Source organism: Halomonas campaniensis, assembly GCF_002211105.1.
In the GTDB taxonomy this organism is placed as follows: domain Bacteria; phylum Pseudomonadota; class Gammaproteobacteria; order Pseudomonadales; family Halomonadaceae; genus Vreelandella; species Vreelandella campaniensis_A.
In genome coordinates this window covers 250,626-274,542 of record NZ_JPUA01000003.1, presented here as the reverse complement: position 1 = coordinate 274,542, position 23,917 = coordinate 250,626, and the positions used below count along the sequence as shown (strand labels likewise).

Genomic DNA, 23,917 nt, shown 5'->3' with positions numbered 1-23,917 from the left:
TCCGCCTTAACGCGGATTTTGACGTTATAGTCGATGACGCGTTTCACCGCGACGAGTACTTTCATAGGTTCCTCGCTTGGCTTGTGTAAAGCCGTTACCCTGAGACGGCACCCGCCCAGCGGATACCCCTTTTTAAGATGTGTGGTGTATTGAAGACTGACTGGCAATCTCTCAACAACGATTCGCGTGCCCCAATACAGGCGCTGCCAACGATAACGGCGGCGCTTTTAAATCCAATATACAAATTCAATCGAGCGTTTGATAGGTGCACAATTGAAAAACCTTATCAATTTGCCATAGCCTGCCATAAAGCGACAATAGCTAATGCTTCATCGTCCACTACGGCCTTAGTCGTAGCACTGAACGCTGGTAAGCAAAGCATACAGCCAATAAATACCCCTTTCACCATCGTAGGCGTGACCTGACACAGGTATTATGCCTATCATGGGGCATAACCAGAAGCAAACGACCGTTTTAAATTAAGATCACTTTTTATAAGCTAGTTTCCTAGCCCTAACTTAGGGTTAGCTTTGTAAAAGTTGACGCTTAAAAAAGAGTAAGGAGAAACCGGGTGGAAACTGTTGAACGCGATGTAATGGACTTTGATGTCGTCATTGTCGGTGCGGGCCCATCCGGGCTTTCCGCTGCATGCCGACTGATGCAGCAAGCCAATGAGGCTGAGCAAGAACTCACGGTGTGTGTCGTTGAGAAAGGTTCAGAGGTTGGCGCGCACATTTTATCCGGCGCGGTGTTTGAACCCCGTGCACTGGCGGAGCTATTTCCTGACTGGAAGGAGCGTGGCGCACCGCTCAATACGCCGGCGATTCGCGACGACGTCTATTTGCTCAAAGATGCCGAAAAAGCGCAAAAAGTACCTAACGCCTTGGTACCTAAAAGCATGCACAACACCGGGGGCGACCTTACCCGTTACGTGATCAGTGCAGGCAACCTGTGCCGCTGGCTGGCCGAACAGGCAGAGGGCCTCGGGGTAGAAATCTTCCCAGGCTTTGCCGCCCAAGAAGTTATTATTGAAGATGGCGCCGTGCGCGGCATTCTGATTGGCGATATGGGCGTCGCCGCCGATGGCACCCCCAAGGATGGCCATATGCCGGGCATGGAACTACGTGCCAAGTACACGCTGTTTGCCGAAGGCGCGCGGGGGCATTTGGGCAAGCGGTTAATCAAAGACTTCTCACTGGATGCAGGTCGCGACCCACAGCACTACGGTATTGGCCTTAAAGAGCTGTGGGATGTGCCTGCCGACAAGCACGAGCCTGGGCTCGTGTTGCATGGCTCTGGCTGGCCATTAGATAAAAACGCTCACGGCGGCTGGTTTCTTTACCATGCGGAAAACCAGCAGGTGGTGGTGGGTTTGATTATGGATCTGGGCTACCAGAACCCGTGGCTCTCGCCCTTCGACGAATTTCAGCGTATGAAGCATCATCCGGTACTTAGTCAGTATTTGGAGGGTGGCAAGCGCGTGGCTTATGGCGCCCGAGCGATTACCAAGGGGGGCTTTAACAGCCTGCCTAAAATGACCTTCCCCGGCGGGCTATTGATTGGCTGCGATGCGGGCACCCTCAACTTTTCCAAGATCAAAGGCCTGCACACCGCCATGAAGTCTGGCTTGGTTGCTGCGGAGAGCGTATTTGAGGCGATCAAAGGGGGCGATGAAGGCGCCCAGGAGCTAACGAGCTTTACCCAGAAATGGGAAGCCAGCTGGGCCTACCAAGAGCTTAAAGAGAGCGCCAGCTTCGGTCCCGCGATCCATAAATATGGCACCGTGGGCGGTGGAGCGTATAATTTTGCTCATCAGTTGCTGGGCAACAAACTACCAAATGTCCATGACACCACCACCGACCATGGTGCCCTCAAGCCGGCAGCCGAGTTTGAAAAGATTAACTATCCCAAACCGGACGGCAAGCTCTCCTTCGACAAGCCTACCTCTGTGTTTCTATCGAACACTAACCATGAAGAGGATCAGCCGTGCCATTTGCGCCTGGATGATCCTGAGCTACCAATCCGCGAAAACCTGCCTAAATACGCAGAACCGGCGCAACGCTACTGCCCGGCTGGGGTTTACGAAGTAGTGGAAGATAGCGCGGGACAGCCACGCTTTCAGATTAACTTCCAAAACTGCGTGCACTGCAAAACTTGTGATATCAAAGACCCTGCTCAGAACATTACCTGGGTAGCTCCCGAAGGTGGTGGCGGGCCCAACTATCCCAATATGTAAGAGAGTAGGTTTAAAACTACGCACACTGCTTGCCCTGCATTGGCTATAAAAGGGTAAGCAGTGCTTCACTAACACAAGTGATCCAAGCGACTACTCCTTCCCCAGACGGCTCTCCTCGAAGGATAATGGTCTATAACTATAAAAACCGTGGAAATGGTGACTAGAGGGGCTACGAATGAAGCGCGCCTGCTCATGGGAGGCGACTCCCTTCGCAAACACCTGGAGGCTGAGACGCTGGCCCAGTTCAATGACTGATGAAGATAACTGCTGGTCATGACGTGTCCCTGACAAACGCTTAACTAGACAAGAGCTGACTTTTAAAGCGTCTACTGGTAATACGTTTAAATCAGATAAAGACGAATACCCGGCGCCAAAATCGTCAACCACGATCCTGACACCCAGTTTTTTGATCTCTGCAAAAATACTCGCCGTACGGTTAACATCCTGTAGCAGCATGCTCTCGGTAATTTCTAACTCAAGCAGCCTCGGATCCATACCGGTTGTCGTTAATGCGTCGCTGACACTTTCAACAAAGCCATTGTCATAAAATTGGCGTGCTGAAATATTCACCGCCATGGTTAATGTAGGAAAACCTTCATGCTGCCAAAGCATGTTTTGCCTACAGGCATGTTCGAGCACCCATTGACCGATAGGCATTGCCAAACCGCTCTCTTCAGCCAGGGGCATAAATTGCGCGGGCTCAAGCAGGCCAAGTGTTGGATGCTGCCAGCGCAATAGAGCCTCCATGCCAAGCGTGTTGCCAGCTTCGATGTCATGCTTTGACCGAAAGAACAGCTTAAACTCTTGACCGGCAAGTGCCCGGTGCAGGCCAGATTCCAGGGTTAAGCGCACATCCATTTCCGCACTTAATTCGTCGGTATAGTACTGGACAGTGTTTTTGCCCAGTTGCTTCGCCTGATACATGGCCATATCAGCACTTTTCATTAATGTTTGCTCATCAAGCCCGTCAAACGGGTACAGCGAAACACCAATACTGACCGAGACATGACACTCCTGGCCCGCCAGCATAAAAGGGTCTCTAACAGCGGATAGAATTTTTTGGGCTATTGGCTCAATCTGATCTCGGCGGCTGGCCCTGCTCAAAATAATGACAAATTCGTCCCCGCCTAACCGAGCGACAAAATCGCTGTCTCGCACTGAGGCGGTAAGCCGTCTTGCCGCCTCTTGCAGCAGGTGGTCTCCGGCATCATGCCCTAAGGTGTCATTAATTAACTTAAAGCGGTCAAGATCCAAGAAAAGGAGCGCAAAGGATTCATCATGGCGGGTGCCAAGCTTCACAGACTGGGTAAGCCAGTGGCTCAAAAAAGCTCGATTAGGCAAATCGGTTAGCGTGTCATGGAAAGCCAAGTGCTCAACCTGCTGGGCGTGCAATACACGCTCTTCCATTACCCGCTGCTGCGCCCGCTGAAGCTGCCAGCTTAGACGGGCGAGTATAGACAGAATGATCAGCAGCAAGCCGCTTGTCCAAGCGGCCCGCTGCCAGTATTTTCGCGCCAGCTGTTGAGCCGCGGCCAACTGCTCCTGCGCAGACAACCCGACGACGATAGATAATGGGAAATCATACAGCTGGCGTACCAGCGTGTAGCGCTCGACACCTTGCCAATGGGTCAGAAAGGGGGCACTTACAGCATCCAGAGTGCTACTTTTCCAAGCCGTTATATCCATCAGCTCGCCTGAGTAGGTAACCTCTCCGGTGCGCCTGACAAGTACCTCGCCACCCGTACCAACAAGTGCCAGCATCCCCTGCTGCCCCAAAGAATCCACTTCGTAACTGCTCACAAAGTAATTCGCATCAATAGCGATAACCACCCACCCCGTGCCTGCCCCTTCCTCAGATGTTGTCTGGGACATTAACGGCCGAGCAAAAGTCAGCTGTTTTGCTTGATAAGCATCCGTCTCCCAAACGGCCAAGTAATCATCGTCCAGCACTGCTTGCGAAGGGGGCGTTAGGCGCTGCCCAAGCCGTCCTGAATCAGTCGTTTCAACAATCCTGCCCTGTGCATCAACAATACTGATGGTGAATAGCAGAGCAGGCGGCAGTAACCGCTGCTCATTTAACACACCAAGCACGTTCGCGTAATCACTGCTATTGGCGGTAAAACGAACTAATTTCAGTGCCGTATCGATTTCCCGCAAAGCTCTGACAACACGCGCCTCATAGGTGTCGGTTATTTCACTCACAGACAGCTCAGCCTGGCGCTCAATGACCATACGCTCTTTATTGACTAAAAAATAAGTACTGCCCCATATCACCAGCAGCATCATAAAGGCCACTATACTGAATAGTACAAATGGCTCGACAAGATGATGTGACCATCGATTAATCAAGGTTCGGGATGGACTGCCCTGTTCTGGGTCTGTTTGATCATTGAGGCTACTCAATTGTCACCACTCGCAAACGCTCATCAAGAAAAGAGGAGTCTATATAGCCTAGGGATTTTGCATCGCTGACTAACCGCTCTACCACTGCAAGACTGTTGGTAAGTGCCTGGGGCGGCTGCCCTCGTCCGGTGAATATCTGCCTGGCCCAGTGCGCCTTGATCTGCGCGGGAGTTTGCCCTGTGTAGTGAGTGTAAAATTCACTTCTCGCTGCCGTACCTTCAGTGAGATCCAAGGGCACTACTTCTACTCCATTGACTATTAGCGTTCGGCGCCCTAAATAAACATCTCTTAAATCGCTGAGAGTAAGACGAGTAACAGGCGCTTCAGCTGATACAACCACCAATACCTCGGCTGACGCTGGGTGGTAAAACAGGCTCAGCCCGGATGCCAATAACAGGCTGGTCGCGAACGCAATGAAGCGTTTAAACATTGCCACTCTCCTTAAAACACAAAGTCGAGCGCAAGGCTGAACAAGTTAATACGTTCACCTGGGGTAAACTCGGGCTGTTGATTAATCAGCCCCCCGGATGACCCTGAACGCATATCGATGTGATCATACTGGGCCGTTAGGGCCATACCTGGCCTAAAATCCCAGCGTGCCCCAACCGTTATGCTCTCTTGCTGCATTCCGCTGGATAGCAGCTCATTCAATATCCCGTTAAGTAGCTGGGCGCCTTCTGCAAAGGGCGATGGATACAGGGCAGCATTCAATCCCGACTCTGACGTATTACTGGTGACTTTTGCTCGCGCTACACCCACATAGGGCGTCCACTCGGCAATGCGGTAACCGAATGTCATGTAGGCGCCTTCACTATCACCTAGCAGAGAAGGAGACGAAGAGCGTGCCCACTCGCCCATAACAAACCATGACCCGGGGTCATAACCTACTCCTAAGCTCAGCAGGCTCGTACGCTTACCATCAACTTCGTAGCGGCTAGCAAGCTGTTCACCGGGTAGACCAAAGAGGCGGTAAACATCGAAGAATTGTGAGAGTTCATCTGCGCTTACTTTCAGTTCGCCGTAGCTGGCAAACAGGGTGGCATCTCCCCAATGAGTACGGTGAGAAACGCCCCAGGAATCGCTGGCGTCGATACTACCCGTTGAGTAATCAACGCTGCCACCACCAAAATTCATCTGCAGTTCATTGGAAGTCTTCCCTACTGGGTATCGATAGCGCACATCAACGCCATCGAAATTAGCCACCGGGAGTAAACGGTAGACTTCTTGTGGAGGCCTAATCCAAGGGGTGGCGTAGTTAACCTTGCGGTGCTCAGAAGACATAAACGAGCTCTGAACCATACGCCCAACGCGGAAGCTAAGATTAGGAGTAAAATCGTATTGAACATTCGCCCACTCAATATCAGGTGCGAACGAACCATCGTGTCGCTTCTCGCTGATCACCTGAACAACCGAGGAGATTTGAGGCGTCATGCGCAGCGTAGCCTGGAGCCCTAAGCGGCTATCAACTTCAGCACTCCAGTCATGACTATACCCCGCGCCTTCTGAGACAAAGGGGGCAGCAACGAAGTCAGCATTCCGCTCGTCAGAGCGAACGACCCCTAGCGTGCCAAAACCATTAAATTCCAGGTTAGGCAGACCGCTGTCGGCAAGCAAGGCGCCGCTTTGGGTGACGATCAAAATGGCGCAGAGCCAGGTGGCTTGCCTTACCATGCCCGTTCCCTATTTGATTAGTTATATGCTATGAGCTGTGGAGTATTAGCTCGGTAGGAGTGTGGGTATTAAATCGGCAGGGCCATGCTAAGTCAAACAACCCTAAAGCTTAATTCGACGGCAAATGTGAAAGAGTGTGTCTTAGCGTTGAATCAACGACTTATCCCGCAAGCGTTGAGCCATTTTCCAGCAACTCAATGGGTGCCCGGCGGGCAATAAGCCGCCTTCGCCCGGCCTGGTCAAAGCGCACATCAATCACTGGATCGCTGCTACTGCCTTCTACGGCGGCCACTTCACCCTCGCCAAATACCGCATGAAGAAGGCGCTGACCGGGGTAAAAATGGGCATCTCCCGAATAGCCTACTTTGGCCTCTTCAATCTGCGCCGGTGCTAACGCAATATCATCGCGCCCCAGCCGGGTTAGATAGCGCTTGACCAACGCCACCGACGTCACTTGCAGCGAAGCCGCTGGCGGGCTGGCACTGGCCAGGCAGGAGGCTACCCGCATGCTGTCTTGCCAGGCGCTTTCGGCAATAAAGCGACTAGGCCGGTGCACGCCGCCATCATGGAGCACTAAAAGCTGCTCCTGGGCACGGGTAATGGCGACGTAGAAGAGCCTACGCTCCTCCTCCAGACGATCATCACTGAGTGGATTGTCGCGGCTATAGTGGGGAAAGTCCTCTTCGTTAACCCCAGCCACCGCCACCAGCGGCCACTCAAGGCCTTTGGCGCCGTGAACGGTACTGATCAGGACACCGCCTGCCTGGTTCTCTACCGGCCGCTCAAGCAGTTCGATAAAAGCATTCGGATCCTGCACGCTTTGCGCCTGTTCGATCAACACATCGAGCAAACGTACGTCTTCTTCGCCTTTATCCCGACGCGCGGCGGCTCTTTTAAGCGTTTTTTCAGCATCAATACTTTCCACTACGTGGCGTAAAAGCTTGGCGGGCGGCCAAGCACTTAGCTGGGGCAACTCACAAAGCAGCAGCCAGCGTTTTTTTAGCGTACGCCGCTGTATGGGCTTTAACGCCGTTAACAGGGGATCATCTCGTACAGGCCACTGCTGGGTAGCAGCCAACTGATAGGCGAGTCGCTGCAGATGCTCACGGGCAACGAAGGGGGTGGGTTGTGCAAGCAGCAGTAACAGCTGCTGCGGGTCGCGCAGTAGATCAGGACGACGCGACAGCTTTAAATACCCCGCCAGGGCCTGAACCAGCGGTAGACGAAAAACAAAACGATCCTCACGCTGAAGCCGAAACGGAATCCCGGCTTGTAACAGCGCCAATTGAAACGGCACTGATAGCGCCCAGCTGCGCACCAGCAGACTGGCCTCGTTAAACGCTCGCCCCTGAGCCTGCCAATCCACTAACGCATCAAGCAGCAAACGACTTCCCTGCCCCACCGAGACACGCGTCTCCGGGTTATTGGTTGCGGCCAGACACAGCTGGTTGGGACGACGCTGATTCGCGGCAATGGCATGATTAGCGGCCAGCGCCAGGGCATGGCCATGCCGAAAGGTAGTCGACAGCGGGTAGTCAGTGGCTTCGCCAAAGGTCGCGGTGAAATTTTCCAGCATGGTGTCGGGTTTGGCACCGCGCCACTCATAAATACACTGGTTGGCATCGCCCACTGCCATTACCTCGGCATGACTACCTACCAACACGGATAGCAGACGCTGCTGAGCGGCGTTGATATCCTGATACTCATCAATAATCACATGGTCGAGAAACCCTTCCACACGGCTTCGCAGGGCACTATCTCCCTCTAACACCAGCAGTGGACGATAGAGCAGATCGGCATAGGTCATAACGCCTTCCGCTGCTAATAGCCGCTCCGCCTCGGCAAACGCCGTTGGAAAGTAGTCGGTATCCGGGTCGAAATTTAGCCGCTCATAGAGTGCTTCGGGGGTGATCATTTCTGCTTTCACCAAGCCACAGAAATGGGCCAAGGTTTCCAGCCGATCCCCCTCCAGGGCAGCATCGCGGCGTTCGACAGCGTCCCGCAATACGTTCAGGCTCGCTTGACGAAGCAGCCTTTCCAACTGCCAATCGGCAGATAGCAACTGGCGGGGCGGAAGTGCGCCCCAGCGGCACAGGCTCATGGTCAAGCGGTGGCCCAGGGAGTGAAAAGTGCGCACATCCGGCAGTGCCTGCCCGGCAGGTGCCATGGAGGCTAACCGGCGCTGAAAATCATCCTTTGCTGAGCGGTTAAACATCAGCACCAGAATACGCTTTGGCGGAACCCCGTTAGCCAATAGATGCAGCACCCGCGCAGCCATGGTGGTGGTTTTGCCTGCACCAGCCACTGCCGCCACCCGCGCATGTCCAGCCTGGTGACTGACCACAGCTTGCTGTTCAGCGGTTAACTTCACGGCGCCTCGCCAAGCAACTCATCATCAATCTGCCCCAGCACAAACCACTGCCCGGCACTCGTTACGCCAAGTTCACTCTGGCCATTGCCTATATCACGGGCTTTAGCTGCCTCAACCAGTTGGTAAAAGACATTACGGTGCAGGCGCGCAGCGAGCCCAAACCGCACCGTTAGTTGCGGCACAACATCACCCTGGGGGGTTAAACTGAGAGAAAGCGGGTGCTCCGCATCTAAGCGCACAACGTCGTCAAATTGGGTGGTAAACCACCAGTCACGGTCACGGAAGTTGGCCTCCACCGCCACCAGTGGCAGGTCTTCGACCTTTATCCGCCAGCGCTCCACCGGCGTGACCAGGCAATACCCCTCGTCATCCAGGCGCAGCAGCGTGGCCAATAGACGTGCCACCTTGGGTCGGGCAAACGGCTGCCCTTCGTGCCACCAGCTACCATCGGCGCGAATGACGATATTCATATCGCCAGAGAGCGCAGGCCGCCACTCATCGAGGGGAGGAATAGGCCCAGCGCACTCTTCCTCTCCGCCACCTTGCTGGAGCAATCGATCAATATTCATCTCGCCCACCTCGCTTGAGCGTATTCAAAGCGCATTGGGCGATAAAAGCCCAGCGTTTGCCAGCGCCTCTCTAACGTGTTCCGGAGCATCGGGCGCCGCGGCACGGAAGAGCTGATAAAAGTTGGCAGTCGTCTGCATGGCGACTTCATCGACACTGATGCCCCGTTCCTGGGCAATGCACTCCGCCACTTGTACCACCCAGGCGGGCTCATTGGGCTTGCCGCGATAGGGCACAGGCGCTAGGTAAGGGCTGTCGGTCTCAATCAACAGACGATCAAGCGGCAGTTGACGGGCAAGTTCACGCAGCGATGCAGCATTGCGAAAGGTAATAATGCCCGACAGTGAGATATAAAAACCCAGCCGCACCGCCTCACGAGCCATCACCAAGTCTTCAGTAAAACAGTGTAATACACCGCCCACCTGTGGGTCGCTGTATTCACGTAGCAAGGCCAAAGTTTCCTGTTTGGCTTCGCGGGTATGAATAATCACCGGCAGTTCCAGCTCCCGTGCGGCGATTAAGTGACGCTTGAAACGCTCATGCTGTATCTCGACAGGCACACTGTCGCGGTAGTGGTAATCCAGGCCAGTCTCACCAATCGCCACCGCGCCATAGCGCTCAGCGGCCTCTTTTATATCCGCGACGCTGGGCTCACTGTCACTTTGGTGCAAGGGGTGCAAGCCAGCCGAAATCGCTACATCGTGATGCTCCCGGGCAATGGCCGCTAGTTGGGGCATATCGTCTAACGTAACCGCCACAGCAAGAAACTGATTGACGTGGGCAGCACGAGCGGCGGCCAAGGTGGCCGCAATGTCGCCCCCATGGGTCTGGTCGGATAAACGATCTAAGTGACAGTGTGAATCGACAAACATACGGCTCTCGACGATAAATGGGTTTTAGCAGACTGTTAAAAACAAGGGAGTCAAAACAGATAGGCCATAACGACTAGATCATAACCAGGCAGTTCAGAGCGTGAAGGACGGGGCCGCTTTATCCAATTGACCGGCAAGCAGCGTCTCAATGCGGTCACGCACCGGATAGTCCTGCTGGCTGAAGTGGAGACCAATGCCTGGCATTCGGCGGCCACTCACTCCCTCTGGCGACACCCACACCACCTGGCCGCTGATCGAAAGGCGTTCGCTTTCACCTGGCAGCGTGAGCAGTAAAAAGACTTGCTGGCCAAGCGCATAGGGAGTCTGAGTGGGAACAAACATCCCCCCACGCTCCAAAAAAGGCATATAGGCAGAAAGCAGTGTCGGCACATCAGGAATGGTAAGGGAGAGCGCTTTCTGAGTTGCCATGACGACCTCGCTGAACTGTTTTGAACAGCCGTGGGGAACAGGGTTAAATACCGCTATGAACGCAATAGCGCTGCCCAACGCACCAACCACGCCTCGAGTACTAACTGGGGATTTGGGTTTGCCCCCACTGCCAATAAGCGCCGCTGTTCACGGGCATAATCGAGCAGACGAAACCAATCCTGAACACGACCATTTTTGACCGCTTGGCGATAAAGCGGCTCTAAATCGGGATTATGCAATACCTCTCCGTTACCGGATAAACCGAGACGAATCAGGTCTTCCAGCCAGGCAATACCGTACCATAAGATGGCATCTATCACTTGGCGATCCAGGCGGGCCGCCTCTGAAACGGGCTCTGCACCCCGCACCAATTGCTCAAAACTGTCATGAATCTGATGGCGCAGGGCGCGTTCTTCTGGTGCGGCCAGCTCCACGGCCAGCAGCGGAAGCCCTCCCGCCACCTGCCACCAGAAGTAGGCTTCATCGGCGCTACCCAATTGCTCAATCAACCAGCCACGACACGCTTCAAAGTCGACGCTGGGCAGTGACCACTGCTGACAGCGAGAGCGAATCGTCGCCAACATGCGCGAGGGCACGTCTGAGAGCAGAATAAACAGCGTCTTATCACCGGGCTCCTCAAGGCTTTTAAGCAGCGCATTAGCGGCGGCAATGTTCATTGCCTCTGCAGGCGAAATTACAATTACTCGATAGCCACCCTGCTGGGCGGTTTGTGAGACAAAGCGATTAACTTCGCGAATCGGGTCGATGCGGATTTGACGCTTACCCTCTTCAGGCGAGACTCGCAGCAGATCCGGGTGATAACCCGATGCCAGCATCGCGCAGCTATGGCAGTGGCCACAGGCTTGATCCGCGGGTGAAGCGCATAGCGTTCGGGCAATTAACGCCTCCGCCAACTGCTGTTTACCCACGCCGTGGGCGCCGTGAATAAGCAGCGCATGGGGCATACGCCCACCATCAGCTAAGCGAGTCAAATGCTGCCACGTGGCTTGGTGCCACGGCATTACGCCGGTTAACGCCATGCCGCGACCTTTGTTAATAGGACTTGTCGGATTTGGCTTTGTACCTTATCCAGGGTGTATTGTGCATCGATCACCGCAAAGCGCTCGGGCGCTTCTTCCGCTCGTGCCAAATAGCCATCCCGCACGGCCTGGAAAAAGTCAGCCTGCTCCTGTTCAAAACGATCAAGCTGCTCATGGCGATCACGCAGGCGCGACTCTAAGCGTTGTCTTGCAGCCTCTTTGGGCATATCGAGCAGTAGGGTTAAATCGGGAGAGAGCCCCTGCTGAACAAAATTCTCCAGCACGGCGATACGCTCTTTGGGAATGCCCCGCCCCCCGCCCTGATAGGCAAAGGTGGCATCGGTAAAGCGATCACATACTACCCAAGCCCCTCTCGCCAGGGCGGGGAGTATTTTTTCCGCCAAGTGCTGCGCTCGCGCGGCGAACATTAGCAGCAGCTCAGCATCAACGTGCAGCGGCTCTTGGGGGGCAGGATCCAGTAGCAGTGCGCGAATAGCTTCACCACGATCGGTACCGCCCGGCTCACGGGTACGCACCACTTCCAGCCCCTCGGCTTCCAAACACTCGGCGACAAAGCCCACATTGGTGGATTTACCTACGCCTTCGCCGCCTTCCAGCGTAATGAAGCGTCCACGCTTACTCATCATGCTCCCTTACAGTGGTCATCAATCATTGGTGATGTGTCGTGGCGATTAGCGATTGCGGATATAGCGATTAACAGCATTGTTATGCTCCCGCAGCGTACGCGAGAAGTGGTGTGTACCATCCCCACGGGAAACGAAATAGAGCGTCTCGCCAGGCAATGGATTCACCGCTGCCTCTAAGGAGGCGCGCCCCGGCATGGCAATCGGCGTGGGCGGCATTCCGTCAATCACATATGTATTATACGGTGTGGCCTCGCGGATATCGGCGCGGGTAATCCGCCCTTCATAACGCTCACCCATACCGTAAATAATCGTCGGGTCGGTTTGCAGGCGCATGCCCTGCTCCATGCGGCGCTTGAACACTCCAGCAATTTCGCGCCGCTCCTCGGGCGCACCGGTTTCCCGTTCGATTAACGAGGCCATGATCAGCGCCTCGTAGGGAGTCTCAATGGTTAGGTCGTCCGCCCGCTCCTCCCACACCTCTTTCAGAATGCGCTCCATCCGCTCCAGTGATTGACGCAGGATATCAACATCGCTCATCCCCAGATGATAGCGGTAGGTATCAGGAAAGAACCAACCCTCGGGAAAGGTGCCCTCTCGGTCGAGAAGCGTCATCACCTCTGCATCGCTCAACTCAGCGGTACGATGCTCGAGTTTCGGCGCGGAATTGAGTAACTCGCGCATTTGCCGAAAAGACCACCCCTCAGGAATGGTCAGCGAGTAGGTAACCACTTGATTGCTACCTAGCAGCGCCATCATTTCCAGTCCGCTCATATCCGGCAACAGCTGATACTCACCAGTACGCAGCCGCGGCACACGTTCCGGCTCAACGCGCGCTAACAAACGAAACGCCCAGGCATCCTCAAGCACGCCCTGCTCTTCCAGTTGCGCCACTACCTGATTAAAGCCTGCACCAGAGGGCACTTGGTAAAGCATTGGCTCATCAATTGAAAGCGGTGCCTCTAATCGGCTCTGCCAGTAGAAATAACCGCCTACCGCAGTTGCAGCCCCGACCACCACTAACACCAATAAAGCGGCTAATAACCGTTTCACCATGACACCTCTAGAAAATTGCAGGGCGATATCTCAACAAACGATATCTCAAAAAAACAGGGCCACTTAAACAACACCCAATAGCTGATGCGCCAAGCGCTGGAATGGGTCAGAGTGACTCAGCGACCAGCGCTGCAGCAGCGAGCCACTCGCTGAAAGAAGTTTAGTGACTGGCCATACCCCCTGGACAGAGTTGGCCACCCATAGCCGTTCGACATCAGCGAGTTGATCAAGCGTCAATGCATCCTCAGCGACGGCCCCCTCTTCAAGCAACACCGCGCGCAGCGTTCCAGCCACACCGCACTGGTCAAGCTGAGGCGTAAACACCTCCCCCGCCTGCTGCCAAAAAACGTTCATGCTGGTAGCTTCTACGATCAGGCCTTCACTGTCGGCGAGCAGCCCCTCAGCAATAGTGGCATCGTTCCACTCCCGACGGGCCAGTACGTTCTCCAGTCGATTTAAGTGCTTGATACCTGCCAAGCGAGGCTGACGGGCAAGCTGCAAGTCACAAAGTCGAACCGTCACCCCTTCCTGCCAGCGCTTAACCGACGGTTGAAACGGCGTTCGACGACTGAGCAGCCGCGGCGTTACCTGCTCGGGCTGTGCATAGCCACGCCCACCGCTACCCCGGGTCAGTATCAGCTTAAGCACTTCGAACTCAGCAGTGGGATCGCCTTGCCAAGTGGCGTCAAGCACCTCCTGGCTAAGTAACGGTATTCCCAACCGCTGACAGCCCTGCGCCAGGCGTGCCATATGGTAGCGCCACAGCACGGGGGCACCATCACGCAATAGCACCGTCTCAAAAATGCCATCACCATACGCCAGCCCACGATCATCAAACGGCACCGACTGATCATCAGATAACGCAGGCGGCAACATAGCCCACTACACCTTTTTAAACAGTAGCGAACCGTTAGTGCCGCCAAAACCAAAGGAGTTCGAAAGCGCCATATCAATGCGCATATCCCGCGCGGTATGCGGCACATAGTCCAGGTTGCAGCCTTCCTGCGGGTTATCCAGATTAATCGTGGGGGGCGCAACCTGGTCACGAATAGCCAGAATACTAAACACCGCCTCCACTGCGCCTGCGGCGCCCAGCAGGTGGCCAATCATCGACTTGGTCGAGCTCACTGCCACACTGTTTGCAGCGTCACCCAGAACGTTTTCAATGGCGCGGCTTTCAGCCAGATCGCCTGCCGCGGTGGAGGTGCCATGGGCGTTGATATAGTGAACCGAAGAGACATCAACCTGGGCATCTTTAATCGCATTGCGCATGGAGAGCGCAGCGCCACGCCCATCTTCTGGGGGCGAAGTCATATGATAAGCGTCATCGCTCATCCCAAAGCCCACCAGCTCGGCGTAGATATTGGCTCCCCGCGCCTTGGCGTGCTCATACTCTTCAAGCACCAGCACCCCAGCACCGTCGGAGAGCACAAAGCCATCGCGGTCAGTATCCCAGGGACGGCTTGCCGCTTGGGGATCATCATTGCGGGTAGAGAGTGCGCGCGCAGCAGAGAAGCCACCCAGCCCTAGCGGCGTAGTGGCCATTTCGGCACCGCCACAGATCATCACGTCGGCATCGCCGTAGGCGATAGTGCGCGCACTGTAGCCAATATTATGGGTACCCGTGGTGCAGGCAGTCGTAATGGCAATGTTCGGGCCTCTAAAGCCGTGCTGAATCGCCATATTGCCTGAGATCATATTAATGATAGAGCCGGGTACAAAGAACGGCGATACCTTGCGGGCACCGCCTTTGTTCAGCGCGTTGTGATTGTGCTCAATCATGGGTAAGCCACCAATGCCTGAGCCAATAGCTACACCGATACGATCGGCGTTTTCCTCGGTGCACTCAATACCGGAGTCTTCTACCGCCTGTGCGCCGGCTGCCATGCCGTACTGAATAAACAGATCCATCTTGCGGGCATCTTTTGGATTCAGATACGGGCTAATATCAAAATTTTTGACTGACCCACCAAAACGGGTGTTAAAACCGCTGGTGTCAAAATGCTCAATAGGTGTGATACCGCTTTTACCGGCCACAATGTTGGCCCACGACTCATCAACGCTATTACCCACTGGGGTCACCAGGCCTAACCCAGTTACCACTACCCTTTTCCGTGCCATCAGCTTTCCTCCAGGCATCCATGGTGACGCGACCCACTTGGGTCATTTGCTGCTTAAATTTGGTCAACAGTATAACGGAGATTGAACGTTATTAGCATTGTGGCTGCAAAGCAAAAAAGCCGCCCTGGGAAAGGACGGCTTTTAAGGTGGGTGGCTAGCACCCCACCCTGGTTCGATGCATCGACGCAGCCCTTACTGGTGGGCGTTCACGTAATCGATGGCTTCTTGAACCGTGGTGATCTTCTCAGCTTCTTCATCAGGAATTTCAGTATCGAATTCCTCTTCCAAAGCCATTACCAGCTCAACGGTGTCGAGCGAATCAGCACCCAAGTCTTCTGTAAAAGAAGAGCTGTTTTGGATGTCTTCTTCTTTAACGTTCAGGCGCTCTGCTACAACTTTCTTCACGCGCTCTTCAATAGTACTCATTAACCTACTCCAGTCGTTCACATTAGCCGTTTTTGATAACCAGCTATTTGGAAACCGCAAGCCAAAAGCTGCGGGGTAGTTTATAGACGCCCTTGGATCGACGCAACCGCCAGGCCCAAGGCCATCAACGCATATTCATGCCGCCATTCACGTGAAGCGTCTCGCCGGTAATATAACCGGCTGCATCACTGGTCAAAAAGCCCACTGCTGCGGCGATCTCTTCCGGTGCCCCTAAACGGGCCAACGGAATTTGCTTAAGCAGCATCTCATGCTGTGCTTCGGGTAGTGCTTCAGTCATATCAGTCGCAATAAAGCCCGGCGCCACTGCGTTAACTGTGATCGCACGGGAGGAGACCTCACGCGCCAGTGCTCGGCTGAAACCTTCCATACCGGCCTTGGCTGCAGCATAGTTAGTTTGACCCAAGTTGCCCATGGTTGCCACCACAGAACTGATTGACACAATACGCCCAAAACGCGCCTTGGTCATACCCCGTAAACACGCCTTACTAACACGATAGACAGATTTCAAGTTGGTATCCATAACGGAGTCCCACTCATCCTCTTTCATTCGCATTAGCAAATTGTCACGGGTGATACCGGCATTGTTAACCAGAATAGTCGGCGCTCCAAAGCGCTCGGTAATGGTTTTCAACACGCTATCGATGCTGGCCTGGTCGGTCACATTAAGACACAGACCGGCCCCTTCAATGCCGTGCTCTTTCAAATCGGCATCAATTTTCTCAGCACCTGACTCGCTGGTCGCAGTACCGATGACAATGCGGCCCTGGCGACCTAGCTCGTGCGCAATGGCCTGCCCAATACCGCGACTCGCTCCTGTTACCAGAGCAACTCTACTCTCTTGTGTCATAACGTTCTGCCTCTAACCGTATAATCAAGCAAGGATAGCGAAAGTCACCTCTCCTTGGTCACGCCTTATCAGCCAACGTTTCACGCGCCAGCTCAAGCGCAGCCTCCAGGCTGTCGGGATCATTCACCGCCAATCCTTTACTACCCTTCACGATACGCTTATTGAGGCCAGTCAACACCTTTCCTGGCCCGCACTCAATAAATACCTCCACGCCTTGATCTGCCATTGCTTCAACACAGGCGCTCCAGCGCACCGGCAGATAGAGCTGTTCGACGAGGCGTCGACTCAATGTCGCGGTGTCGGCATGGGCCTGAGCATCGACATTCTGGATCACCGTGTAGCGCGGCGCCCGCAGCTCAATGGTATGTATCGCTTCAGCCAGCCGCTCAGCCGCTGGACGCATTAGCGCGCAGTGCGAGGGCACGGAAACAGGCAGTGCCATGGCGCGCCTGGCCCCGGCCTCTTGGCAAGCCACAATAGCCCGCTCAACGGCCACTTTCGAGCCCGCTATCACCACTTGTCCTGGGGAGTTGTAGTTGACCGCTGAAACAACATCGCCCTGGGCAGCCTTTTCGCAGGCGGCTTCAACCGCATCGTCTGCTAACCCCAGGATTGCTGCCATGCCGCCTTCGCCAGCGGGCACCGCGGCCTGCATCGCTTCTCCACGCAAACGCACTAAATTGACACCTTCGGCAAAGCTCATAACACCAGCACACACCATAGCACTGTATTCGCCTAGACTATGGCCAGCCATCACCGTCGGTCGCGGGCCTTCCAGCTCTTGCCACACGCGCCAAATAGCAACACTTGCAGAGAGCAGCGCAGGCTGGGTGCAAGCGGTTGCATTAAGCGATTCCTCGGGGCCTTCCTGGACGACTTTCCACAAATCGTAGCCCAAAGCATCCGACGCTTCCTCAAATGTCGTTCCCACCACACTGTAGCGCTCGGCAAGCTCTCGCAGCATTCCAAGCTGCTGAGAGCCCTGCCCGGGAAAAATGAGGGCAAGGGGTTGAGACATGTCGTTCACCTTTGCTCTTGTAGGCATTTGCTCATATGAGCGATAGGCGAGATTATTGGCACATCCTGATGCCACCTAATAAACCCGCAAAAAAAGTCAATATTTATTATCTGATCATGGCTGCCAGCGACCTGCGATCCGCGCAGGTAAATTATGCTCCACTTCCTGCAGAGCGCGCCGGATAGCGTAGTAGAAACCATCGGCATGAGCACTGCCGTGACTTTTCACCACGATACCGCGCAACCCTAACAAGCTGGCTCCGTTGTAACGTACGGGATCGAGCTCTTGCTTCAAACGCTTTAACACAGGTTTGGCCAGTAGGCTTGCTAAACGCCCGCTAAGACGCGACTCAAAAGCCATCTGCACGCGCTCAACCAGCATACTCGTCAAACCTTCGCTGGCCTTCAGGACAGCATTGCCCACAAAGCCATCACACACCACCACATCAAGCTGACCTTTAAACAGATCGCCACCTTCAGCATAGCCCTGATAGTCGAAAGCACTATCATTGGCATACTCACGCAACAGACGATCAGCTTCACGCACGCTAACGCTCCCCTTGGTGGCTTCTGCACCAACATTGAGTAGCGCCACACGCGGCACCGCCGTGCCATCAACGCATTGCGCCATCGCCGCCCCCATCTGCGCAAAATCGACCAAACGATGGGCAGGAGAATCCACATTGGCGCCCAGATCCAGTAGATAACAGCGACGCCCTTGGCGTGCAGGGATCGCGGTACTGATCGCCGGTCGAGAAATCCCCTCGACCATACCCAGCTCGCGCCTTGCCAAGGCAACAAGCGCCGCCGTATTACCCGCGCTTACACCCGCCACTGCTTCGCCCTGGGCGACACAGCGCAGCATGCGCGCCATACTGGTCGCTTGGCCTCTGCGCAACGCCCAGGCAGCCGTTGCCCCCGGCAACACACTATCGGGCGAATCACGCGCCACCAAACGTGACGCTGCCGCAGCCAGAGGCTGCGGCAAGCGCGAAAGCTCAGCAGTAATCTGCTGACGCGGGCCAAACAGAATCAGTTCTAGGCTGGGATGTTCTACCACTGCCCTGGCAGAGCCTGCGATAATCGCATGAGGGCCTTGGTCACTCCCCATTACATCAATCGCTAAGCGCATACCGCACTGAGCCCGTTTAGCCGCTTAATAATGCAATTGAAGCTTTATACCTCAACCACTTTGCGACCACGGTAGAAACCGTCTGGTGAAACGTGGTGACGCAGGTGAGTGGTACCGGTTTCTTTGTCCTGGGACAGCGTCGGAGCGGTCAGCGCATCGTGGCTACGACGCATGCCGCGCTTGGAACGAGTTTTACGGTTCTGTTGAACTGCCATGGGTGTTTACTCCAAGGTATTAAGGTAAAGGGTGCTTATTTTTTGCCTTTCAAGACATTTAGCACCGCGAAAGGGTTCGTCGCTGGCGCTGTTTCCGACGCCGCGCCTTCTGTTTTGCTGACCAGCTGCTCCGCCGAGACATGACATTCGGCTTCATCGTGATAAACCACCTGAGGCAGACTGAGAATCAACTCATCCTCAATCACCGTCAGAAGATCCAACTGTTCCTTTTCCACCAGCACCGGTTCATGACTGGCAGGCAACTCGGCCGCTAAGGCTTCGTCAGTAACCATCCCAAGCAGAAAGTCACTGCTTACCTCTTGAGGCAGCGGCACCAGGCAGCGTCGGCAGGCAAGCGCCAACGTCGCTTGCAAGTGGCCACGAATTTCACGACGACCTTGAGCATCGACGCCAAACTCGAGCACGACATGACAGTCGCCGGTTTGGACACCCGCTTCTTCGGCAAGGCGCGGCAGCTTATCAAGCGCTACCAAGCCTTCGATTCGTTCGTGGCGGGCTGCGAGCTTATAAGGCTCCACCCGACTGGGGAGTTGTGAGGTCAACATAGGCGCGCAATGATAGGCACTCCCCCTGCCGGTGTCAAAGCTGTCAGTATATTTTTCATGGCTTCCTCAACAAATAACCCGCATAGATCTCAAAAAACAGCCAACATAGGCAGCTTTAGCCGCTTTCGCTACACTCTGTTATTGCTTTCAATGTCCACTACTGTCAATGCAACGCTTTGATGTTGCCCTAGCGCAACCACATAGCCAGGAGTCAAACCTTGCCCCCATCATCCATGACCGAACCATCGAACACTCAGAGCGCAATGGCTCAGCCATCAGCCCAGTCATCAACGACAGAGCTGGTGCTAGCCTCAAGTTCACGCTGGCGGCGTGAGCTTTTGGATCGCCTGCAACTCCCCTACCAGTGCCACTCACCCGACATTGATGAAACACCTCATCCCGGTGAAACACCTCGCGCACTGGTGCATCGCCTGGCGCTCAGCAAAGCCAACGCTGTGGCAGCCCACTTCCCCCACCACTACGTTATAGGTTCTGATCAGGTGGCGGTATTTGAAGGCGACATTCTTGGCAAACCCCACACAGCCGAGAAAGCTTGCGCTAATCTTGCTCGCTTCTCTGGCCAGCGTGTCACCTTTTTAACCGGCTTAGCGCTACTGGACACTCGCCACCAGCGCCATCAGGTTCATATTGAGCCTTTCGAGGTCGTGTTTCGGACTCTTAGCACCCAAGAGATCGAAACCTATGTCACCAAAGAGCAGCCACTGGATAGCGCTGGCAGTTTTCGCATGGAAGGCCTCGGCATTGCCCTGTTTGAGAAACTGGAAGGCCGCGACCCCAATGCATTGATTGGGCTACCGCTGATCGCGCTCTGCGACATGCTGCGCCAAGCGGGACTGGATCCGCTTGGCCAGCCCTAGCCAGCGAAGCGCTAACCAGCACCTCCACGACTAAGATTGGCGCTTAGAAGCGCAGCGGGGTGTTAGGCGCCTTAATGCCTAGCACCTCAGCAGCAACCTGAGTAAAACGCCGCGTAAAGCGCTCGAAAGGGTCGAGGCTGGGTGTGTAGTCGATCCAATCGGTGTTCCCCACCTGCTCGCGCGACAGCTGTTCGAGGTTACCCAACTGATCGACCAGCCCTAGCTCGATGCTCTGCTCACCCCCCCAAATCAAACCGGAAAAAATGTCCGAGCTATCACTGAGCCTGTTACCGCGCCCCGCGCGGACATCATCGATAAACTGGCGATGGGTTTGGCTCAGCACTTCTTGCCAAAACGCCTCTGCCTCACCATCCATGGGCTGGAAGGGATCTAAAAAGGCTTTATTCTCCCCTGCTGTGAGCACGCGACGTTCAACACCTATACGCTCTATCGCCTCTTCAAAGCCAAAGCCTGCATAAATCACCCCAATAGAGCCCACCAGACTCACTGGTGATGCCACAATTTCATCTGCCGCGGCGGCAATGTAATAAGCGCCGCTGGCACCGATATCCTCAATCACCGCGATAATCGGTTTGTCACCCTGCTCACGCAGGCGCATGATTTCCGCATAGATACGCTGAGACTGCACTGGGCTACCGCCCGGGCTATTAATGTGCAGCACCACGGCAGCGGCACTTTCCGCCTCCCAGGCACGATTTAACCCCTGGATGATGCGCTCTGCATTGGCGGGCGAATCGCTCGCAATCACCCCATTCACCTCAACAATACCCAAGTGGCGTTGGGTGGGCGCGGTGACACTGGGCGAATCCCAGTAAAGGCTATAAAGGACGGCAGACAGTCCAGCTAGCACAACAGCGAGAAACATCAGGCGGAAAAACAGTTTCCAGCGGCGGGTACGTCGCTGCTCGGCCAAGACACCGCCTATCCAGTGATCCATCATTTCCAACTGTGCGAGTCGCTGGCGTTCGCGCAAGGTGTCAGCATCGTCGCCCGGCGCGCCTGACGCCTGCTTCGACCCTGCACCGGGCGGAACCTCCGGCCCCTCAGTCCAAGGATCCTCTTTAAACTCGCTGGACGGGCCACTATTAACAGAGCCGGTGCGGCGATCGCCATTGGCCGGGTTGTCATGTCCGTCGCCTATACCATCGTGGCGGGTTGGGTCGTCACTCATAAAATGTCCTTATAACCGATCAAAAAGCTCATCGACGCTGTGGGCGATCCACTTGGGGCGGCTTAATGCCAGGCGCTCCGGCGTATGCACGCCGTAGCTTACACCCACCCGATCCATTCCCATCGCCCTAGCCATTTCCAAGTCATACTCAGTATCGCCGACCATTACCGCCCGTTCGACCGGCACAGAGAGCTCTGCCAGCAGCTCTGAAAGCATCTGCGGATGCGGTTTGGAACGGGTCTCATCTGCCGTGCGGCTGGCATGAAACCAGGCGCCGCTGCCGGTCGCTGCAAAAACACGGTCAAGCCCGCGACGGCTCTTACCCGTCGCCACCGCTAAACGCTGCTGATCACGTCCGCGCAAATGGGCGATATGCGCCTCTACGCCGCTAAAAAAAGCCATCGGAGTAGCATCTGCCTGCACAAAGTGATGCGCGTAACGTTCGCGAAGTCGCTCAGCCTGGGCAGGCAGAATCCCTGGGCAAAGCTGTGCAATCGCCTCGGGCAGCCCCAGGCCAATAATATCCTCCACCTCGGGCGCTGAAAGTGCGCCCCACTCGGCCTCCAGAGCAGCCGCCTGCATGCAGGACACAATGCGCGGCACCGAATCCATCAAGGTGCCATCCCAATCAAATATAATTAACTCGTACTGCATGACAGCTCCTTGGTGAAAGGCAAGTTAGTGAAAAGCAAATTAGCGCAAGGCGGATTATTGGCGGGCGCGTTTAAGCGCTTCTTCCAGGGCTTCTGGCAACGGCGCTTTAACGGTTACCGGGCGACCGTTAGTGGGCTCAGGAAAGGTCAATGCCCGCGCGTGCAGAAACAGGCGCCCCAACCCCAACTGCTTGGTGAGCAGCCCGCTTTCCCGGGTAGCATACTTGTCGTCGCCTAGCAGCGCGTGGCCCGCATGGGCGGCGTGTACGCGTATCTGGTGGGTACGCCCGGTCACCGGCTCAGCCTCGATCAGGGTTACTTTTTCGAAGGTTTCGACCACCGAAAAATGGGTACGCGACACCTTACCGTTGGGATCCACCCTTACCCGCCGCTCACCATTGCCCGCATCAAAGCGATCTAGCCGAGCACTCTCATAGGTTTTCCGCGCAGGCCAACGCCCGCTCACCAAGGCCAAGTAGCGCTTATCCATACCGTGCTTTTTAAGCGACTCGTTAAGCGTCACCAGCGCATCGCGGGACTTGGCCAGCAGCAAACAGCCGGACGTATCGCGATCCAAGCGGTGAACCAGCTCCAGAAAGCTTAAATCATCGCGTACCTGACGCAGCGCTTCTATTAAACCAATTTTAACCCCGCTGCCGCCATGCACCGCCAAACCAGAGGGTTTGTTAAGCACCATCCAATCGGGGCCTTCCATAATAACGCTGCCCACCAGCAGGTCGCGCAAATTATCACTGACTTCTTTCACCGCTTCGCGTGGTGCCAACCGAAGCGGCGGAACGCGTACCAAGTCCCCCGCCTGCAAACGGTAATCGACCTTCACGCGTTTTTTGTTAACACGCACTTCGCCCTTACGCACGATGCGATAGATAAGTGCGCGTGGAGCTCCTTTAAGCCGCGTCATAAGAAAATTATCAATCCGCTGCCCTGCTTGCTCCGGGGCGATATCCACCCACTGCACTTCACGCCCTTCGGACATTACCGCTTACTCCTGCTGTGATTCTGTGACATCGGCTTAAAAACGGCATTCTAGCGTAGACCCAAGGGCATTGCGTCAATTGCTGGTCGTAGTCTTTACTGTTATATTCGAAATCGTTCACCAGCTAAGCGCAGAAAGCTGTCTTGTCTAGCGCTAGCGACTAGCTGTTCGATAGCTAATTGAATAATTTTGTTAGCAGAGAGCATCACCGCTGAGCTTGGTTAAGCGCCTGCCCGACTAACACGCAGGCCTGAACGCAAAAACGGCACCAGTGTACGCATTGCCCGTTTTTCCAGTATTAAAACTGATCTTAAAAATGCAGTAACGCTGCCGCCCGTTTTTTATGCCGGCAGATGAAATTAAGCCTAGCCCTCAACGGCAGGCAGTAACGAAACAACGCCACGCCCTGAGCAGCCTCGCTTTATTCGTCACAAAGCGCTGACTGACTCCGGGCGAAAAGTTCAACGCTGTGCCGGTGGCCGGCGTTGGTGAATCGATGAATGCCAGGTGTTGGCGGTGTCAGCAGGGCCGGATGGACGTGACAGCCACCGGAACACGTCCTG

The 23,917-nt window shown here is 55.1% G+C and carries 23 protein-coding genes; 2 read left to right on the top strand and 21 right to left on the bottom strand.

Features of this window, described 5'->3' with window-relative positions:
* Nucleotides 1–571 precede the first annotated feature (571 nt).
* Entirely contained in the window at nucleotides 572–2,236 is a 1,665-nt protein-coding gene (locus JI62_RS02480; protein ID WP_088698642.1) for an electron transfer flavoprotein-ubiquinone oxidoreductase, read from the top strand.
* A gap of 90 nt (nucleotides 2,237–2,326) precedes the next feature.
* Here the strand turns inward: JI62_RS02480 and JI62_RS02475 are convergent, their stop codons facing one another.
* The 18 genes from JI62_RS02475 to JI62_RS02390 form a co-directional block, all read right to left on the bottom strand.
* The gene (locus JI62_RS02475) at nucleotides 2,327–4,522 is read right to left on the bottom strand and encodes a putative bifunctional diguanylate cyclase/phosphodiesterase (RefSeq protein ID WP_240513104.1); all 2,196 of its coding nucleotides are present in this window, start codon (nucleotides 4,520–4,522) and stop codon (nucleotides 2,327–2,329) included.
* A 109-nt stretch (nucleotides 4,523–4,631) separates the two neighbouring features.
* Nucleotides 4,632–5,069: a phosphate ABC transporter substrate-binding protein gene (locus tag JI62_RS02470; RefSeq protein ID WP_088698640.1), complete on the bottom strand. Its 438-nt coding sequence runs from the start codon at nucleotides 5,067–5,069 to the stop codon at nucleotides 4,632–4,634.
* An 11-nt stretch (nucleotides 5,070–5,080) separates the two neighbouring features.
* Nucleotides 5,081–6,310, bottom strand: a complete 1,230-nt coding sequence (locus JI62_RS02465) for a porin (protein WP_088698639.1) — start codon at nucleotides 6,308–6,310, stop codon at nucleotides 5,081–5,083.
* A 160-nt stretch (nucleotides 6,311–6,470) separates the two neighbouring features.
* Nucleotides 6,471–8,681, bottom strand: a complete 2,211-nt coding sequence (locus JI62_RS02460; protein WP_088698638.1) for an ATP-dependent helicase — start codon at nucleotides 8,679–8,681, stop codon at nucleotides 6,471–6,473.
* The gene (locus JI62_RS02455) at nucleotides 8,678–9,250 is read right to left on the bottom strand and encodes a DUF1285 domain-containing protein (RefSeq protein ID WP_088698637.1); all 573 of its coding nucleotides are present in this window, start codon (nucleotides 9,248–9,250) and stop codon (nucleotides 8,678–8,680) included. Before JI62_RS02455 ends, JI62_RS02460 begins: the two co-directional genes overlap by 4 nt.
* A gap of 24 nt (nucleotides 9,251–9,274) precedes the next feature.
* The gene (locus JI62_RS02450; RefSeq protein ID WP_088698636.1) at nucleotides 9,275–10,120 is read right to left on the bottom strand and encodes a TatD family hydrolase; all 846 of its coding nucleotides are present in this window, start codon (nucleotides 10,118–10,120) and stop codon (nucleotides 9,275–9,277) included.
* Between the two features lie 93 nt (nucleotides 10,121–10,213).
* Nucleotides 10,214–10,549, bottom strand: a complete 336-nt coding sequence (locus JI62_RS02445; RefSeq protein ID WP_088698635.1) for a PilZ domain-containing protein — start codon at nucleotides 10,547–10,549, stop codon at nucleotides 10,214–10,216.
* 53 nt (nucleotides 10,550–10,602) lie between these two features.
* Complete coding sequence (locus JI62_RS02440; protein WP_088698634.1) at nucleotides 10,603–11,589, bottom strand: DNA polymerase III subunit delta'; 987 nt, start codon at nucleotides 11,587–11,589, stop codon at nucleotides 10,603–10,605.
* Complete coding sequence (tmk, locus tag JI62_RS02435) at nucleotides 11,580–12,233, bottom strand: dTMP kinase (RefSeq protein WP_170938462.1); 654 nt, start codon at nucleotides 12,231–12,233, stop codon at nucleotides 11,580–11,582. Before tmk ends, JI62_RS02440 begins: the two co-directional genes overlap by 10 nt.
* A gap of 48 nt (nucleotides 12,234–12,281) precedes the next feature.
* Entirely contained in the window at nucleotides 12,282–13,289 is a 1,008-nt protein-coding gene (mltG, locus tag JI62_RS02430; protein WP_088698632.1) for an endolytic transglycosylase MltG, read from the bottom strand.
* 63 nt (nucleotides 13,290–13,352) lie between these two features.
* Nucleotides 13,353–14,165 (bottom strand): aminodeoxychorismate lyase, encoded by an 813-nt coding sequence (pabC, locus tag JI62_RS02425; RefSeq protein ID WP_088698631.1) that lies wholly within the window; start codon nucleotides 14,163–14,165, stop codon nucleotides 13,353–13,355.
* A gap of 6 nt (nucleotides 14,166–14,171) precedes the next feature.
* Entirely contained in the window at nucleotides 14,172–15,410 is a 1,239-nt protein-coding gene (gene fabF, locus JI62_RS02420) for a beta-ketoacyl-ACP synthase II (RefSeq protein WP_088698630.1), read from the bottom strand.
* A 192-nt stretch (nucleotides 15,411–15,602) separates the two neighbouring features.
* Nucleotides 15,603–15,836, bottom strand: a complete 234-nt coding sequence (gene acpP, locus JI62_RS02415; RefSeq protein WP_008956801.1) for an acyl carrier protein — start codon at nucleotides 15,834–15,836, stop codon at nucleotides 15,603–15,605.
* 124 nt (nucleotides 15,837–15,960) lie between these two features.
* Complete coding sequence (gene fabG, locus JI62_RS02410; RefSeq protein ID WP_088698629.1) at nucleotides 15,961–16,704, bottom strand: 3-oxoacyl-ACP reductase FabG; 744 nt, start codon at nucleotides 16,702–16,704, stop codon at nucleotides 15,961–15,963.
* 58 nt (nucleotides 16,705–16,762) lie between these two features.
* Nucleotides 16,763–17,722 carry an ACP S-malonyltransferase gene (gene fabD / locus JI62_RS02405; RefSeq protein WP_088698628.1) on the bottom strand — a complete coding sequence of 320 codons (960 nt, stop codon included), beginning with the start codon at nucleotides 17,720–17,722 and terminating at the stop codon, nucleotides 16,763–16,765.
* Nucleotides 17,723–17,836: 114 nt separating this feature from the next.
* Nucleotides 17,837–18,853, bottom strand: a complete 1,017-nt coding sequence (gene plsX, locus JI62_RS02400; RefSeq protein WP_088698627.1) for a phosphate acyltransferase PlsX — start codon at nucleotides 18,851–18,853, stop codon at nucleotides 17,837–17,839.
* A gap of 44 nt (nucleotides 18,854–18,897) precedes the next feature.
* Nucleotides 18,898–19,068, bottom strand: coding sequence for a 50S ribosomal protein L32 (gene rpmF, locus JI62_RS02395; protein ID WP_007114757.1), 171 nt, complete (start codon nucleotides 19,066–19,068; stop codon nucleotides 18,898–18,900).
* A gap of 35 nt (nucleotides 19,069–19,103) precedes the next feature.
* The gene (locus tag JI62_RS02390; RefSeq protein WP_088698626.1) at nucleotides 19,104–19,634 is read right to left on the bottom strand and encodes a YceD family protein; all 531 of its coding nucleotides are present in this window, start codon (nucleotides 19,632–19,634) and stop codon (nucleotides 19,104–19,106) included.
* Between the two features lie 263 nt (nucleotides 19,635–19,897).
* On the opposite strand from JI62_RS02390, the gene JI62_RS02385 reads away from it, so the two are divergent.
* Complete coding sequence (locus JI62_RS02385; RefSeq protein WP_088698658.1) at nucleotides 19,898–20,512, top strand: Maf family protein; 615 nt, start codon at nucleotides 19,898–19,900, stop codon at nucleotides 20,510–20,512.
* Nucleotides 20,513–20,555: 43 nt separating this feature from the next.
* On the opposite strand, the gene sppA is transcribed toward JI62_RS02385, so the two are convergent.
* From sppA to JI62_RS02370, 3 genes are read right to left on the bottom strand one after another with little or no spacing between them, the layout of a single operon-like run.
* Nucleotides 20,556–21,704, bottom strand: coding sequence for a signal peptide peptidase SppA (gene sppA, locus JI62_RS02380; RefSeq protein WP_088698625.1), 1,149 nt, complete (start codon nucleotides 21,702–21,704; stop codon nucleotides 20,556–20,558).
* 9 nt (nucleotides 21,705–21,713) lie between these two features.
* On the bottom strand, nucleotides 21,714–22,358 hold the full coding sequence (locus JI62_RS02375) for an HAD family hydrolase (RefSeq protein ID WP_088698624.1): 645 nt from the start codon (nucleotides 22,356–22,358) through the stop codon (nucleotides 21,714–21,716).
* Between the two features lie 54 nt (nucleotides 22,359–22,412).
* The gene (locus JI62_RS02370; RefSeq protein ID WP_009286408.1) at nucleotides 22,413–23,354 is read right to left on the bottom strand and encodes an RluA family pseudouridine synthase; all 942 of its coding nucleotides are present in this window, start codon (nucleotides 23,352–23,354) and stop codon (nucleotides 22,413–22,415) included.
* Nucleotides 23,355–23,917 lie beyond the last annotated feature (563 nt).